Origin of the sequence: Dyadobacter chenwenxiniae (assembly GCF_022869785.1) — a bacterium.
GTDB lineage: Bacteria > Bacteroidota > Bacteroidia > Cytophagales > Spirosomataceae > Dyadobacter > Dyadobacter chenwenxiniae.
This window is the reverse complement of record NZ_CP094997.1, coordinates 7,046,168-7,062,658: the sequence shown is the minus strand read 5'-3', so window position 1 is coordinate 7,062,658 and position 16,491 is coordinate 7,046,168. Positions and strand designations below refer to the sequence as shown.

At 45.5% G+C, this 16,491-nt stretch carries 12 protein-coding genes; all 12 read right to left on the bottom strand.

Going from position 1 to position 16,491, the window contains the following annotated elements; all coding sequences use genetic code 11:
* Window positions 1-93: 93 nt before the first annotated feature.
* The 12 genes from MUK70_RS30280 to MUK70_RS30225 all read right to left on the bottom strand — a co-directional run bounded on the left by MUK70_RS30280 (window position 94) and on the right by MUK70_RS30225 (window position 16,446).
* A complete protein-coding gene (locus MUK70_RS30280; RefSeq protein WP_234656565.1) occupies window positions 94-1,107 on the bottom strand; it encodes a lysylphosphatidylglycerol synthase transmembrane domain-containing protein in 1,014 nt (337 codons plus the stop codon).
* Window positions 1,088-2,059: a CDP-alcohol phosphatidyltransferase family protein gene (locus MUK70_RS30275; protein WP_234656564.1), complete on the bottom strand. Its 972-nt coding sequence runs from the start codon at window positions 2,057-2,059 to the stop codon at window positions 1,088-1,090. Before MUK70_RS30275 ends, MUK70_RS30280 begins: the two co-directional genes overlap by 20 nt.
* A complete protein-coding gene (locus tag MUK70_RS30270) occupies window positions 2,059-2,928 on the bottom strand; it encodes a hypothetical protein (RefSeq protein WP_234656563.1) in 870 nt (289 codons plus the stop codon). The genes MUK70_RS30275 and MUK70_RS30270 overlap by 1 nt, the downstream gene beginning before the upstream one ends.
* Window positions 2,929-2,991: 63 nt before the next feature.
* Window positions 2,992-3,705, bottom strand: a complete 714-nt coding sequence (locus tag MUK70_RS30265; RefSeq protein WP_234656562.1) for a nucleotidyltransferase family protein — start codon at window positions 3,703-3,705, stop codon at window positions 2,992-2,994.
* Window positions 3,706-3,736: 31 nt separating this feature from the next.
* A complete protein-coding gene (locus MUK70_RS30260; protein WP_234656561.1) occupies window positions 3,737-6,304 on the bottom strand; it encodes a DUF5686 and carboxypeptidase-like regulatory domain-containing protein in 2,568 nt (855 codons plus the stop codon).
* Window positions 6,305-6,407: 103 nt separating this feature from the next.
* Window positions 6,408-7,433 (bottom strand): NAD-dependent epimerase/dehydratase family protein, encoded by a 1,026-nt coding sequence (locus tag MUK70_RS30255; RefSeq protein WP_244784584.1) that lies wholly within the window; start codon window positions 7,431-7,433, stop codon window positions 6,408-6,410.
* The gene (locus MUK70_RS30250) at window positions 7,430-8,551 is read right to left on the bottom strand and encodes a GNAT family N-acetyltransferase (protein ID WP_234656559.1); all 1,122 of its coding nucleotides are present in this window, start codon (window positions 8,549-8,551) and stop codon (window positions 7,430-7,432) included. The genes MUK70_RS30255 and MUK70_RS30250 overlap by 4 nt, the downstream gene beginning before the upstream one ends.
* Window positions 8,548-9,753 (bottom strand): serine palmitoyltransferase, encoded by a 1,206-nt coding sequence (gene spt, locus MUK70_RS30245; protein WP_234656558.1) that lies wholly within the window; start codon window positions 9,751-9,753, stop codon window positions 8,548-8,550. The genes MUK70_RS30250 and spt overlap by 4 nt, the downstream gene beginning before the upstream one ends.
* Before the next feature lie 446 nt (window positions 9,754-10,199).
* Window positions 10,200-13,346 (bottom strand): efflux RND transporter permease subunit, encoded by a 3,147-nt coding sequence (locus MUK70_RS30240; protein ID WP_234656557.1) that lies wholly within the window; start codon window positions 13,344-13,346, stop codon window positions 10,200-10,202.
* 21 nt (window positions 13,347-13,367) lie between these two features.
* Window positions 13,368-14,417 carry an efflux RND transporter periplasmic adaptor subunit gene (locus MUK70_RS30235; RefSeq protein WP_234607002.1) on the bottom strand — a complete coding sequence of 350 codons (1,050 nt, stop codon included), beginning with the start codon at window positions 14,415-14,417 and terminating at the stop codon, window positions 13,368-13,370.
* Window positions 14,418-14,458: 41 nt separating this feature from the next.
* Complete coding sequence (locus tag MUK70_RS30230; protein ID WP_234607001.1) at window positions 14,459-15,775, bottom strand: TolC family protein; 1,317 nt, start codon at window positions 15,773-15,775, stop codon at window positions 14,459-14,461.
* A 59-nt stretch (window positions 15,776-15,834) separates the two neighbouring features.
* Window positions 15,835-16,446 carry a TetR/AcrR family transcriptional regulator gene (locus tag MUK70_RS30225; RefSeq protein ID WP_234607000.1) on the bottom strand — a complete coding sequence of 204 codons (612 nt, stop codon included), beginning with the start codon at window positions 16,444-16,446 and terminating at the stop codon, window positions 15,835-15,837.
* Window positions 16,447-16,491 lie beyond the last annotated feature (45 nt).

Genomic DNA, 16,491 nt, shown 5'->3' with positions numbered 1-16,491 from the left:
CAGTCAGCTTCCAGCCTTTTGTAGTTTATAAAAATATATTAAATCAAATGCGCCCGATTGCCGACAGCCGATTGCCGACAGCCGATCACTAAGTCATTCTGCCAAAGCTACTTCCTCCTTCACTTTCACCTTTTTACTCATCAATGCCAATCCAATGATGATCCAGACTATTTCTCTGATCCGCATGACGATGCCGATGAAAATTCCCTGCGCTGCTGCAAATCCTACGCTGCTTAATGCTAATGCGAGCCCGCCTTCCCTAGTGCCCAGCTGCATCGGGAAGAAGAAAATCAGGTTGGCAAAGAGCGATGATCCCGAGCTGATGATCAGTGATTCCGACAAAGACATGCCCAATCCAATGGCGTGGGCAGTGAAAAAGATCTCTGCGCAACCAATGACCCTTGCCGTGAATTCATAAAACAACGACAGGTAAAAAATGTTTCTCCTTTCGGCATATAAAATGCGGATCTGGTCGTCGACTTCGTATAATGTTTCCGAATTCTTTAATGCAAATGCCCTCGCCTTGGTTTTTACAAAAGGGATTTTTTCCAAAAGACGGAACGTGCTTACCGTAAAACCTTTTTTATAAACATTGATAAACCAATATCCCAAAACCAGTCCCGTAACCAGCAATATGCCGCATCCAACCAGCATTATATCATTCAAAGGCACAACGGCGACGATCAAAACGATGGAAACCAGCCAGAAAATCACGTGCGAAAACATATGCATTAAGCTGTAAAGCAACACCGAAGAAGTGGCTTTTTGAATTCCTAATGCAGGTTTCAGCTCCAAAATCCGGTAAGGCTCGCCGCCCAATGCCACAAATGGCGTAATGTAATTGATCGCATATCCCGAGATCGTCAGCTTTAAAACAGACCAAAACGAAAGATTGCTTTCCGGCAAATTCGGCTCCCGGATAATCGACCGGAATGCCAGCGCATTCAGAACGTAAATCACCAGCCAGCTCCCGATAACGGGGATGAACCAGATGCCAGTCCTGTTTATATTTTCCCAAATCACAAGCGGCCCCGTGCCATAGATCATATAACCCAGTGACAGGATGCCTACGGCCATGAAAAGGGCTTTATACGCCTTGGAACTCATTCGTTTTTCCAGTCAGAATCTTTTGATAAAAATAACGGCTCACTTTCTCCTGGTTTACGATCATGTAAATCAGAATGGGGTTAAGGACAAACATATCGAAGAAGAAATAAATCCACGATTGGTCCAGAAAGAGCCAAAGGAACAGGAATAGCACCCTCGTGTTGAACTGGACAATGTTTGTATACTTCATCAATGGCTTGTTATGCGCCCGAAAATCGGTAACCAGATCTTTTGGCAAGCCTGTTTTATATTTTTCACGAACCAAACCCAGCAACTTCTGCAAATGCGGCGAAAAGCTTTCCTGCAACTTCGTGTAATTGAGATAAGTCCGGGCAATGAATTTCATTCCAAAATCCGATTTCCAGCTCAGGCTGTCGTATTCCTTTTGCAAATCACGGCTGTTGTCCAGCTCACTTCCCGATGTTCCTTTAATAAAAAACAAATGCACATTCCGGTAATAATCTGCCATCGCGGATTGCACCACGTGCGACGCCCCCGCAAGCACACCCGGGACCCAAATCCAGGCGCTCCAGCCCTCATTCATGCTCCTGAGGCAAATCGCAATGTGAATCGCAATGAACCAGAAATCACCCGCAGCACCATCCAAAATCCTTCCCAACCGGCTTTTATCATTCGTCATCCTGGCCAGCTGACCATCCGCGCTATCCAGCGAATTGGCAAATACCAGCAGCAACATCCCGATCACATTGATCCACAGCTCCTGGTAGTAAAACAAGATCCCGGCTGCCACGCCGAAGAAAATACTGATAATGGTAACCGGATTGGGCCGTAACCCTATTTTGGCGCAAAACAAGGCTATTTGATATCCGATAGGCCGATAAAACCAAATGTCGATCTGTTCTTCCGTATCATTGGATTTCAGCGAACTTTCGAATGCTGAAATTTCAGGTTCAGTAATGGTCGTTTCGGGGCGCTTTATAACTGGATCCATTAATTGCTTTTTGTAAATTTCTCGTAAATCATCCGGGCAATGTGTCCTGCGGCCTGGTCGCGGCATGGCGCGAAACTGGGCCAGTCATTCAAGTCGATAATGCCGAAGCTGCCGTCCTTACCAACAATGGCGTCGCCACCGTAAACATCTACTCCAACAGCTCCTGCCGCTTCGGTTGCAACAACCTTCAATTGATCCGCATCGAATGGATAGTAAGCTGAATTGCCGTTAATGTTTTGATATTCAACATATTTATGATGGTTGTTGTCATATGGATAAAACCAAAAGAAAAAATCTGTCCCACGCACGCCGTAAAATTTCACCAGGTCACCGATCAAATGTTTGCTGATCACAGCATCCGGAATGTCCCGCAATGCATATTCACGCAAAATCTCTCTGGCTTCCTCACGCGACGCGGCAAATGAAACGTCTTCCTTATGAATAGCGTGAAAATCGCCCCTTTTGATCCAATATCCCTTTCCTGTAATTGCATCAAAAACTTCGTCACCCGTATAATCCGTCGGCACAATGTAGCTTTCGGCAACCGGGATGTTGTTCAGGTTCAATGCATTGGTCAGGTTGGTGCGGAAGCAATTTTCTATGCCGAATGCTGAGTTGATGACCTGAGCACCGTTCTCCTCTAAAACCTGCAATTTTTTTACCACTTCCTTCTGGCGGGCCATTGTGAAGATCTTTTGTTCGGCAATGTTCTCGTTATTCAAAAAATCATCCTCAAAACTGATCCGCACTTTGCATCCCATTTTTTCTAATTCCTTTGCTGTCAAAGAAAAAATCGCATCATCATTTCCAATGTGGTTAGGCGAGAACTTGCGGTTCCTGGGAACGCCTAATATGTTTAAATCACTCATTTACGCTGCGGCAGGCTGAACGCTCCTGCCTTTATTGGTGTCGGTTACTCAATTTATTTTTAATCAAACAGCAGTTTCGGGGCTTAAAAAAAGCTCGGCTGTTTTAATATCCTGCACGTGGTCCACATCCACAATTTTCGAAAACGGGTAAGCTTTCAGATGAATGTCGTTTTCCAGCAACTGCCGTTGAAAATTGCGCATCCGGCTCACACCGCCATGCACTGCTTCGCTTACCAGCGCAATCGCTTCTTTCCTGAGGCAATAAATCCCGCCGGAGACGAAGCGCGTTTGCGTGGTGTTTTTATCCGTGAACGCTGTAATGTTATCTGCATCATCCACTGTTACATACAAAGGACTTTCGTCGTCAATAAACGTGGTAACAGCCATCAGGCCGCCCAGTTTCTCATTCGCTGCAAATTCCTGAATGTAGGCTGTGAATTCCTCTTCCTTAAAAACCGTGTCCGTTGTCGTCAGGCAGATGGCTTCCAGTTCCGGGTCGCTTCCCAGCAGTTCGTACACGCTATGCAGCGAGCTCGGCGTTGATTTTTTGACAATCTGAATCGGCAATGTCAGGCTCAGGTCTGACAGGTGACTTTCCAGTTCGGCAGATTCTTCATTGATAATGATCATGATTTTTTCTGCATTGTTACGCATAAAAATCCCTATTAGCCTGTCTATCAGCATTTCCCCATAAAGCGTCACCATTGGTTTGGGATGCTTGAAGCCCTCCCTTGCCAAACGTGACCCTTCCCCGGCCGCTATAATTGCGTAATTCATATATAATTGGTGTCGTATTTCTTTGTTCTCCTTAAAAATCAAGCCTGAAACGCGCCCTGATCCCCCACTCCGAAACATTCGGGTTGTCGAGATAGGTAAAACGTTTTACAAGATCCACTCTTAACAGCTTGAAAATGTTGGCTATGCCGACGCTTCCTTCAATGTAAGGTTCCCGGGATAATGTGTAACTGATCGGCTTGCCGTTCTCATCCACCGGAAAGCGGAAAAGTCCAGGGCTATTCATTGGATTGTTCTCATCCCGAAGTCCGCCCATCAGCCCCTTGAAGCTGAAAACCTCTCTCAGTTTCAGTTTTTTCAACAATGGTATTTTGTTGAAAAGAAACCCGTTCATATAATACTGCACATCCAGACTGGCATAATGATCGCTCACAAATTCCAGGAAGTTCATCAGGTTATAGCTGTTGAGCTGGTAAGCATAAGTCTGGTTGGCGCGGTGGATGGTAAGCAGCGGAAAAAGGACATTGCTACCAAAAATGTAACTTCCCTCGGCCGTTACGTCCGCATAACCAAACTGCGAAAGGTAAACACGCTTTGCAATGTTGGCTGAAACGTTGTGATACCGGTTTTGACCTTCAAAAACACCTTTTAAACCTGCATTGTAGCGCAAGGTGAAAATCGGGTATTTATTAATGATCGGCGTGCGATACAATTTTCCCTGGTAATATTGCTCATGCGGTGCATAGCGCACTTCCAGATTCGCTTCTGTGTTGCTCAGGCCTCCCACATTCTCTAAACTACCTTCTTTATCAAGCCTTTCGTATTTCAAAATTCCCGCTGGGGTTTGTTTCCAGTTGGTAAAACCGATCTTGTATGAAAAGCGGCTTTCGAACTCACGCACATATTCCAGCTTGTACACGTCATTGTAAAGCCAGCGGTTGTTATCGCCCCTTTTGAATGACAAGAGGAAGTTGTCTTCCTGCACAAACTGCAAATCCTGACCCGGAATCTTGGTATCACGTTGGTAACTGGCGCGGATGTAGTTCAGCGGGAAATGGTAAACGGATTTGTTATTGAATGAATAAGTCCCGCTCAAAAAGTATTTCCATCTCTGGTCCTTGAAACCGTAAGCTGCATAAGTCTCCAGGTAGAAGCGCTTGCTGAAATCGGTTGTAGTCCGTCCGCCAAAACGCAGCCTGAAACCCTCAACCGGGTTGAAACTGTAAAATGTGTTCACCGGCCCTACTTCCACTTTTCCAAACGATTTATAACCGGATAAGAAAAGCGTAGCAATGTCCATGGTCCTGCGGAATGACGGAATGGTCTGGAGGGTATCCACATTTCGGTAAATGTTCAGCTCCATTTTTTCCAGGGGCAAATGTCTCACGCCAGCCCAGAATGCTTCACCGGTTTTTACATCAGGATTGAACACGATTTCTTCCCTGGGTCCGCGGTAAACACTGTCGGGCCGGCTTTGGTTAATGGTGTAGTTTTTAAAATTCACCACGCGCTGGCCATAAAAACCTGCATTTTTCTCGCCTAATGCGAACTCCATGCCCAATGTTGTCTTCGTTGGGTGATAGCGTCCGTCCGGTCCTTTTTCATATTCCAGACGTGCTTCGAGGTCACGCATGAAATTGAGGTTAATGTCTTTGTTGACAGTCAGATAAGCATTTTGAACTCCATAATTTCCATCCAACGTGATAAACAGCTTGCCTTCGAACAGCATGTCTGTTTTATTTCGTGGCACAAATCCCAATTCAACCAACCATGGCGTTTCTGTCTTGATCGTATCACGAATGAAGAACTTATAGAACGTCGGTGCGGAATTCGCGATCGGGCTCAGTAACAGGTTAGTCGCAATGGAAATGTCATTTTCATACAGATTAATATCTTCATATAACCTGTTGAAATAGGCGCTCAGACCGTCATTATCCACAAATTTCGCGTCGAATTCAGCCCTTCTGTTCGCCAGCACCCATTGCTTTTTGGTATAAGGATTTTTGCGGAAATAAACCTGCGAAAGCTTTTCCTGGATGTAAGCAGGCAACATATTCTTCCCGCCCATGGCAGTCGAATCCTGATCCTCAAAAAGGAATTGGTAATTCTTGAAAATGCGTTTCTCCTTGAAATTGTCCGAGAGGTTGCTCAGCGCAAACGAGATCTTTTCATACTGCTCATACTCCACGAAGTCATTAGCCGCCATTTTATTCTGGTCTTTGTGCGCAATCACTTCGCGGATCAGCTGAACAGCCGGGTTATCCTTGTTTCTGTATCGTCCTCTTCCTTTAATGGTTACTTCTTTCAGCATGGAAGCATCCACCGACATTTTCACATTAATCACCTGATCGATGCCTGGAGTAATGGGTTTTTCAATGCTGAGATATCCTACGTAGGTGAATTTTACGGTTTTGTAATCTTCGCGCAATGTCATCGCATATTTTCCGTCTGCATCGGAGGCTGTCCCCATTGTTGTTCCCGGGATCAGGATGGACACAAACGGCAATGTTTCGCCTGTTTTTGCGTCGGTAACGGTTCCTTTAATTGAGGTGCTTTGCGCTATGGCCGTTCCTGAAATGATCTGTACGAGACAGATAATCAGGAAAACTTTTAACCATACCGACTTAATTAATGTTTTCATTTTTGAACGTCGTAACGTGTTTTTTCATGACTTTGCCATGCATCATAAACATGAGTTTCCTGACGGGAACCCGGTGTAATGATCGATTAGATACCCTGAAATGTTATAGCCACTTATTTTCTTTGTACCACATTAGGGTTTCCTGCATTCCCTGCCGCAAGTCATATTGCGGTGTATAGTGCAGGCTGTTCCTGGCTGCGTCTATGCTACAGATCCAGTTTGCAGCTGTGAGCTCTTTGAGTTTTTCCCTGTTTAAAACCGGGGTTACGGAGGTAAATCCATAGATAAAGTCCAGTAAACCAGCCATTAACCTTACCAAAAACCAAGGTAAATGTGCCCTGAATATGTTTTTACCGCTGATTTCCCGGAACCGGTCTGCGAATGCATAGCGGTCGTAAGCCTGTCCGTCGGAAATATTATATACTGTGATTTCGCGCTGGTTTTCCAGCATTGCAGCCATGGTGGCAGCCACAAGATCTTTTACATAAACGAAGCTGAGCCGTTGCGGGCCCTTGCCTATATATGCATCCAATCCATTGTTCAGTGTTTTGAAAAGAATAAACAAATCCTTTTCACCGGGACCATAAACGGCAGTCGGACGGATGATGGTTAATGGTAAGCCGCTCACTTGCTCGAGATTTTGCTCAGCCAGCAATTTACTTTTACCATAATCTGTCACAGGAATGGGCAATGTTTCCTCTGTGATAAGCTGCTGTTCAGCATAAGCCAGCGGGCCAATAGCGGCCAGACTGCTTAGAAAAACAAAGCGTTTTAAAGGAATATTGGCTGACATGGCCGCTTGCGCCAGATGCAGGGAATATTCTGCATTGACTTTATTGTAAACAGCCGTTTTCTTAGCCTTGGTCACTCCTGCTGCATGGATAATGTAGGAATAGCCTCCATTTTCCAGTAATTCTTTCAAGGAATCCCTTGAATCAAAATTTGTATTCACAAAAGTCAGCGGTCCTTTTCCGGTCTTTTCCAAATCGCCTTGCAGCTTTTTCAGAAACGTCAGGTCGCTGGTGGGCCTGGTTGCTGCATGCACTTCCATGCCTGCTTCCAGTGCAGCTTCTACCAGATGATAACCGATAAAACCGCTCGCCCCCGTTATGAATACTTTCTCTTTCATATTTCTTTTTCCAACAGTCTGTACCGCTTGTACAGCTTTCCGTTGATTTGCTCGATGGCGTGATTCATCAGATAATTGCCTTCCAGCATCCATGAACATTCGCCACCTGTGACTTTTGTGCCGTAGGTGTTTTTGATGATATGGCCGTATAAACAGGCTTCTATGCCCATTTTGCGATATCCTTCAATCACGCCCAACGTTAGTACGCGAATGCGGGTTATATTTTTTTTGCCAAACAATAATTTAAAAATTCCGGTTGGCAACAAACGTCCTTTTTTGATCTTAATCTGGATCTGGTTAATGTCCGGGATGCCCAGCACAAAACCTACCAGCTTGTTATCCTTTTCTGCGACAAGACAAAAATTCGGATCAAGGACTAATTTCAAATCATTGGCCAGGTAATCAAATTCCTTTTCGGTCATCGGAACAAAGCCCAGGTTCTTGTCCCAGGCACTGTTGTAAATTTCCCTGATCTTGGCCACCTCACCCTTGAAATCCTTCAAATTGATCTTGCGAATCGTAATGCCGCTTCTTTTCAATCTTCCTTCCAATGCTTCGATCAGCCTCACTGACTTGTCATTCGCCTCGTTTACATTGATCTCGTAAGCAAGCAAATCGGTCTTTTTTACAAGACCTGTATTTTCAAGCAAAGGCACATAATAGGGCGGATTGTAAGGCATCATAGCCATTGGCGGCTTGTCATATCCTTCAATCAGCAAACCCACAGTGTCGTTGGTCGACAAATTGACCGGTCCTATCAGCGTATCTGCGCCTTTGGATTTAACCCATTCAGCCGCCTGCCCGATCAGCAGATCTACAACTTCCTGGTCATTGATCGTATCAAAAAAACCAAAAAAGCCGTCTTTTCTGCCTGTAAACGCATTGTGATTGCGGTTATCAATCGCCGCAACACGTCCCACAATCTTCTCTCCCTCGTAAGCCAGAAACAGCTTCACTTCCGAATGTTCATAAAAGGGATGCTTCTTCGGAGAAAGCATGTCTCTTTGTGCGATAAAAAGCTCCGGAACGTAGTTTGGATTTTCCTTATATAACTCGTGGGGAAAATCGATGAACGATTCGAGATCTTTGGGAGAGTTTACGTGGGCAATGCGCTTCATAGTTTTGCGGTAACCGCTTCCGGACAGATCTGACGATAAATTTTTGTCATTTTATCAACTGCTTCTTCGATCTGACTGAAAGTGTGCGTCGCCATCAGGGAGAAGCGGATCAATGAATGTTCCGGACGAACCGCTGGCGAAACAACCGGATTGACGAAAACGCCGTCTTCCTGCAACAGCTTGGTCATCAGGAATGTTTTTTCGTTATCACGGATGTAAACCGGCAGGATCGGACTTTCGGTTTTACCCAAATCAAATCCATTAACCAATAACAATTCTTTGGCATATCTGGTGTTGGCCCAAAGACGCTCAATGTGATGCGGCTCTGATTCAATGATATCCAATGCTGCCAATGTGCTGCCCACTGCGGCCGGCGTCATGCTGGCGCTGAACATCAGCGAACGTGCGCGGTGTTTCAGATAATCGATTGTTGCTGCATCTCCGGCAATAAAGCCGCCCAGTGAAGCGAGTGATTTACTGAATGTTCCCATGATCAAATCTGTCGTTTCCGTCAGTCCGAAGTAGGATGCTGTTCCTGCGCCGTTCTTGCCAATTACGCCCAAGCTGTGTGCGTCGTCCACCAACACCGAGGCATCAAATTCTTCTGCAATCGCATTCAGTTCAGGAAGTTTAACAATGTCGCCTTCCATGCTGAAAATACCGTCTGTTGCAATAAGCTTCACGGCTTCTTCAGGCAAAAGGCTTAGTTTCTTCCTGAGGTCTTTCATATCATTGTGCGCATACTTGATCACTTTTGAAAAAGACAAACGGCTGCCGTCAATGATGGAGGCGTGGTCGCTCTCGTCGAGGATCAGGTAATCATTGCGGCCGGTAAGGCTTGACAATGCACCAAGATTCGCCTGGTAACCTGTGCTGAAAAGCACCGAAGCTTCTTTTCCTGTGTAAAGGGCAAGCCTTCTTTCCAGTTCTTCGTGAATGTCCAGCGTTCCGTTCAGGAACCGGGATCCGGCACATCCGCTTCCATATTTTTGCACCGCTTTTTGAGACATCTCAATAATGTAAGGATGCGAGGTCAGGCCCAGATATGAGTTCGATCCGAACATAAGGACCGGCTTTCCATTGATGATAACTTCCGTGTCTTGCCCGGATTCGATGGGGCGGAAGTAAGGATAAAGACCTTTGGATCTAATGATAGCCGCGTCTTTAAATTCGGCGATGCGCTTATTTAATTTTTTACCCATAAGTAATTAATGTCAGAATCAACAGCTTCTTTTAGTGGGGTGCCTGGTGGCTTTCAAGCCGAGGCTGAGGGGTGATCAGAGCGATCAGTTGGTATTGTAGTGATTATTTTCCATGCTAAAATTTTTAGAACTTGAGTTTGATAAAAATGTCAGTTTGGCTTCCCGCGCCTTCTTTTAACCTGTTCTTAAACTACGATCCGGACGTAACAATTTACCGGAAATTCTTTACTGGCATTCAAAGTTAAAAGGTAAACCCGATACCTGCCATACTAGTTCATCAAACTGCCTATTCATTTTGCATTTTACCGTTAACATGAAAAAAATCTTTTTGCATTTTTTCCCCATTCAGCTCTTAAATTGTCAAGTTCTGACGCAGTTGACTTTCAGTTTTTCAAAATTGGGAACTTTTTCAAACAGGAATTTTTTCATGTTAACGTTTATCCTAGCTAGGCTTCCTCCACCACTATACTTTTGGTTACCGTGCCAGAACGGAATCTGAACGACGCCCATTTTTCAGCAGCCCTGTCGACCAGATAATACATCATTGGCACGAGATAAATGGTTAAAAGCATTGAACTTGTAAGCCCGCCTATTAAAACCCATGCCAGCGAATTTTTCCATTCTGCACCTGCGCCTGTTGCCGTTGCAATGGGCACCATTCCGATCACCATGGCAATGGTTGTCATCAGAATCGGACGAAGACGCTCTTCCCCCGCAATCAGAATGGCATGTCTGAACGGCACGCCAAGCTCTTTCTGCTGATTGGCAAAGTCAACGATCAGAATTGCATTTTTAACTACAAGCCCGATCAGCATCAGCATCCCCAAAAGGGCAAAAATACCAATGTTTGACGACGACAATGCGAGTGCCAGAAGCGCTCCGACAACGGCCACCGGGATGGAGAACAACACCACCAGCGGATAAACAAAACTGTCGTACAGCAACACCATGATAAAGTATACCAAAACCAACCCTGCAAGCATCGCCAGACCGAGTGACCCGAACCCTTCGCTCTGATTTTTTGCGTCACCGCCCCAGGTCAGCGTCACGTCAGACGGAAGTGGCTTCTCCACTAACCCCTGCTGAATATTGCTCACCAATGTTCCTGATCCAATTCCTAATGTATTAGCGGTTACCGTCACGGATGAACGACGGTTTTTCCGCTCCACAATCGACGGGCCGTTACTTAAACTCACGTTTGCGAACTCCGCCAGACGGACCGGACGCTTGGCTGCCGGACTGTAAAAGTTAATATTCTTAACATCATCCGGGTTCTTGCGATCGAATGCGTCCAGCATGATGCGGATCTCATAATCTTCACCGCCATCGCGATATTTTGAATCATCATTTCCGGCAAATGCATTCTGCATAGTAGCGCCTACTGTCTGGATGTCGAGGCCAAGCTTCGCCATTTTTTCACGGTCTATTTCCACGCGCACTTCGGGATTACCGGCTTCAACGGACACATTCACGTCATTTGCGCCCGGTGTTTTTCTCAATCTGTTGGCAAGGTCGTTTGCGGATGCAAGGATTTTATCCAAATCATCCCCACTTAGGAAAATTTCGATGGGAGACGTGCCTGAGTTGACCATCCCTACGGCCGCTGAATTGAATTCCACTCCTGCAAACTTCTGTTCCAATTCCTTTCGCACTGCAAGCATGTAATCCTCTGTTGGTTGCGCATTAGCGCGCTCCGTAACAGGGATCAATTCTACGGTTAGCTCCGTCCGGTTTGTTTCACCTTGTCCCGAGCTGTTCAAGCCTGTACTGGCCCCGCCTACATTGGCAAAGATCGTTTTCACCTCAGGTTTTTTTCTCAAATAATCTTCTATCTGTCTGGAAGTAAGGTTATTTTGCTGCAATGAGGCACTTTTGTCCAATTTCATAGTCAATAAGAACTTGCCCTGATCACCTTCGGCTACGAATTCAGAACCAATGATGCCTAAGCTCATTACCCAAACCGTCATCCCGAATATCGCCACCAGAATTCCTGAGAATGCCAGCTTATGACCCAAAACCCATTGCAAACTGCCGTGATACCACTTGGTCATCTTGGTAAGGCCTTTTTCAAACCATAATAAGAAAGCCTGAACCGGATTTTTCGGATCCAGATGTTCGATCCGTGCCATTTTGGAAGTCATCCATGGCGTCAGCGTGAAACTTACCAGCAAGCTGACCATTGTCGCAAACGCGACTGTTAAGCTGAACTGACGAAGCAAATCGGCAATAACGGAGTTCACAAATGTGATTGGAACAAAAACCACAACGATTACCAATGTGATCGCCAATGCTGCAAATCCAATTTCCGTAACCCCTTCAATGGTTGCATCCCAGCGGTTTTTGCCCATTTCCAGATGTCGCTGAATGTTCTCGAGAATTACAATCGAGTCATCGACCAGAATCCCGATCACCAGTGAAAGGGCCAGTAATGTCATCAGGTTCAGCGAGTAACCCATCAAATACATGAAAAGGAAAGCTGCGATCAATGATGCCGGAACGGAAACCATGACAATGAATGCATTCCTGAAACTGTGCAGGAACAGAAGCATAACCGCAGCCACCAGGATCACAGCAATGATCAAGTCATGGGTTACAGCCTCAACCGATTCCAGCGTAAAAATGCTGCTGTCGTAAGCAATGGCAAATTTCACTTTGTCCTTTACATTGGTTTTCTCTATTTCCGAAAGCTTCGCCTGAATGGATTTGCTGATCTCAACCGCATTCGCATCGGATTGTTTTTTTACAAATAATCCAATTCCGTTGATCCCATTATAGCGGCTGATGCTTTCTGCGTCCGTAAGGCCGTCGGTAATGTTGGCGACGTCACCCACGCGGATGGGGCTGCCTGTTACGGGCGAGGTGATGACCAGATTTCTGATGTCATCAATGGAAGTAAACTTTCCGGCGAGGCGCAATGTCATATTTTCGCTTGTGCTCTTCACTTTTCCAGTCGGGAAGTCGAGATTCGCCTGATTAATGGCCTGCGTAACCTGTAATAATGATAATCCGTAAAAGTTGAGCTTATCATTGTTCACATTCACACGGATCTCGCGCTGGTCGCCACCGGTCATGGTGATTTCGGCAACGCCTTCTATCTGCGTTAGTATGGGCAAATATTTGTCTTCAACTTGCTGGTAAAATACTTCATTAGGCAGGCTCGAAGTTGCCAGCAGCTGCATAATCGGCTGATCGCTGGGCGATATTTTGGATAGAGACGGCGTTTCCGCGTCATCCGGCAAGTCGCTCAGCATGTTGTTTACATCACGTTGGGCATCTTCCAAAGCTTTGTCAATGTCCGTCCCAGCTTTAAATTCAACGATAACCAGCGATGCACTTTCCAAAGATTTGGAAGTCACTTCTTTAATGTTGTCCAGGCCCGAAACGGCATCCTCGATCTTTTTACTCACTTCGGATTCTACTTCCGTAGGCGCCGCACCCGGGTAAACCGTTGTGATGGTGATGGTTGGCACTGAGAATTCCGGCAACAGCATGTAATTCAGCTGCGTGTAGGAAACAAGCCCTCCGAGGATCAGCACTGCAAACAGCACAATGATCATCGACGGACGTTTTAATATGGTTTGAATAAATTTCATGTTTTTTCTGGCTAATGTGGATTATTGCGCAATGACCGAAGTGCCGTTTTGCAGGTTGATCTGGCCGCTGGTGACCACTTGCTCGCCTGCCTTCAGACCTTTTGTAATTTCATAAAATTCATTCGTCGTCGCGCCAATGGCTACGTCGCGCAGCTTTGCCTTACCATTTTCAACCACATAAACCTGCGGCTGCTTAGCGGAACCTGTAATCGCCTGACGTGGGATTGCAAGCGCTTCGCCTTTCACTTCGGCATTATTGGCAATGGAACCGTACATGCCTGCTTTCAAAGGATTTTTCTGTGAATTCTGGACCGTAATTTCAACCGGATAATTGTGCGCGTCGTCGCCTTCTGCGCTTACCATGGTCACTTTTCCGCTGAAACTGGCGTCGGGATACACATCCGTTTGAATGCCAATGGTTCTGCCATTGCGGAATTCATTGATCGATTTTTCAGGAATGTTAACCACCAGTTTTAAAAGTGAAATGTCCGTAATTTCAGCCATCGGCGTTCCAATGCTCACAACAGAGCCTTTTTCAACCATTTTAGCCGTTACGATGCCCGAAAACGGTGCTATAATGCTGGTGTTGGCCACTTGTTTTTTCAGTTGTTTGATCTGCGCCTCGGTGCTGCGGATGCTCAGTTGCGTTCTCTCCAGGTTCACGGCCGGGACCGCGTCGCCTTTTACAAGCACTTCGTATCTTTTCAAATCATTTTGGTAACCTTCCAATGTTACTTGCGCGGCCTCAATCTGGTAACGCAATTGTTCATCGTCCAGCTTGGCGATCAACTGCCCTGCTTTCACAAATTGACCTTCCTGAATGTTCAGACGAACGATTTCGCCACCTGCCTGCGGCCGGATTTCAACTTTCCGGTTAGGCGTAAACGAGCCTAAAAAAGATGCTTCTTGCGACAATTTCCGCATTTCCGCAACCGCAACCTTTACCCCTACTTTGGGATCTGCATCGGGAACGTAAACTTTTGCGGCAGTTTTTTCTTTGTTGTCCAATAACTTGGCGGCAGTAAGGCCTATGCCAGCAATCACGGCTAAAAATATAAGTAAGCGTTTCATAATCTTGATGTTAATGTTTAGTACAGTAGTAATTGAGTATGTTATTTTTGTATCAATGAGCCGGTCGCCTTCTTCCATTCCAGTTCGGCTTTCAGCAATTGGACGAGGGAAGTCAGGTAATTACTTTGGGCGTCCAGGTTGCTGTTTTCTGCTTGAATTACGTCCGTCAGCGAAACCGTTCCTTCTTTGAATTGTAATTGGATCTGTTTGTAAACCCTGCCGGCCAAAGCCACCTGATCTTTCTTTGCATTAATATTCCTTTGTTCTACGGCAAATTTGTTTCTCGCATTGGCTTCTTCCATGGCTATGGACTCTTTGACCTGCCGCAGCTGCACACCCAGTTTCTCGTTATCGATCTGGTTCTGACTCCTTTTCGCCCTTCTTGCCATCCCGTCAAAAACACTCCAGTTCAGCTGCAACCCAGCCCAGTAACCCGGCACGTCCTGAAAGGTTGAATTCTCCCCTGCTTTGGCGTAGAACGACATATTTGCTGTTCCGTAAGCACTTACAGTCGGGATAAAGCCAGACTTAATGTTCTTGTCCTGCAACTCGTTCAAATCGCGCTGCTTTTGTATTAAAGCCACATCTGTGCGCCTTGATTCGGCATCTTGCGACTGCACAGGAAGCGAAACATCACTAACGTTTATCGCTATACGCAACGAATCGGATTGCGGGGTCCCGGTGTAATATTTCAGGAGGTTGACGAGCTGACTGTAATTGTCTTTCAATGTTGCCAGCTGCGTTTCTGTTGTGGTTTTGTTGATCAAAATCCTGTCCACATCCACGCGTTGGCCCAGTTTGTTCTGATAAAGCAAATCAGAAACTTTGTACATGCGATCCAGCGAAATAAGGTTGCTGTCTAAAAAAGCCATCTGCTGCACTACCGTAACCAAGTTGTAATAAGCATCTGTAACATTGTAAGCTACATCTTCCTTGGTTTTTACAGTGCTTAACGAGGTAAGCTCCCGATTCAGATTCGCTGCTTTCAGTGCATATCTTACGGATGGATTGTACAGATTCTGAGTTACTTGCGCTGTTGTTGACAGATTGTAAGGCAATCCAAAAGCCAATGTACTGTACTGCCCTTCGGGTCCGCCAAATGCACTTGCCGGCACAACCTGACCTGGAATTTTAAAGTAACGCTTGTAATCCCCCGAAACATTCACACTGGGAAGCAGGGCCGATTTTACCTCATCAATTCTGGCATTGGTTTTCCTTTCTTCCAACTGCGCCGACTGAATGCTAAAATCATTCTTCATGGCTAATTCCAATAGTTGCGGCAGCGAATGCTCCTGCGCTTTAATGCTGCCGGTGGCCAAAAAAGACATAAGGGCTGCGATATGAAATTTTAATTTCATGGCTTAGTTCAAGTAAATGTTTATTTTAAATGTTTGTTTAAATGATAGGCAAAAAAAATTTATCCAATAACCAGATAACTGCAAATCATTTCCTTAATGTGCTCCTTCTGGGTTTCGGCAAAAGTCTCAAATCCTTCGTCCGTCATGTTATACAGTTTTTTATGAATAGGTTTGGCCAGGTAGATAAACTCGACCGAACACTTGATCAGGGGCAGCAGATTTTCGAGCCGCATATCTCTGATCGTTCCATTGGCAATGCCTTCTTCCAGTTGTTGGGTAAAATAGGTTTCCTGCAACCGCTTGAAATGAAACATGCTCGTAAACAAGCGATCCGGCTCTTTGTGGATCTCGTTCATAATGAAAATGACCATATCCGGTTCATTCTTCATCATCGCAAAATCATGCTCGATCATTTCCGAGATTTTCTCCTTAATGCTGATTCTTTTATTCAAAATCTCAATGGTGTTGTTGAAATACATCGCCAGCACTTCACTGAAAATTTCTAAAAACAGCTTCTCCTTACTTCTAAAATAATAATTGGTCAATGCAATGTTCATATCCGCTTCGCGGGCAATGTCTCTCGACGTTGTTCCGTCAAAACCTTTTTTCAGAAAAACCCTCCTGGCCGCTTCCTTAATCTTATCCTCGCTTTTTTCTGTTATGCACTTCACTTGCTTGTCTTATTTAATTTTTGTCAGATTGTCTTCAACGCACAA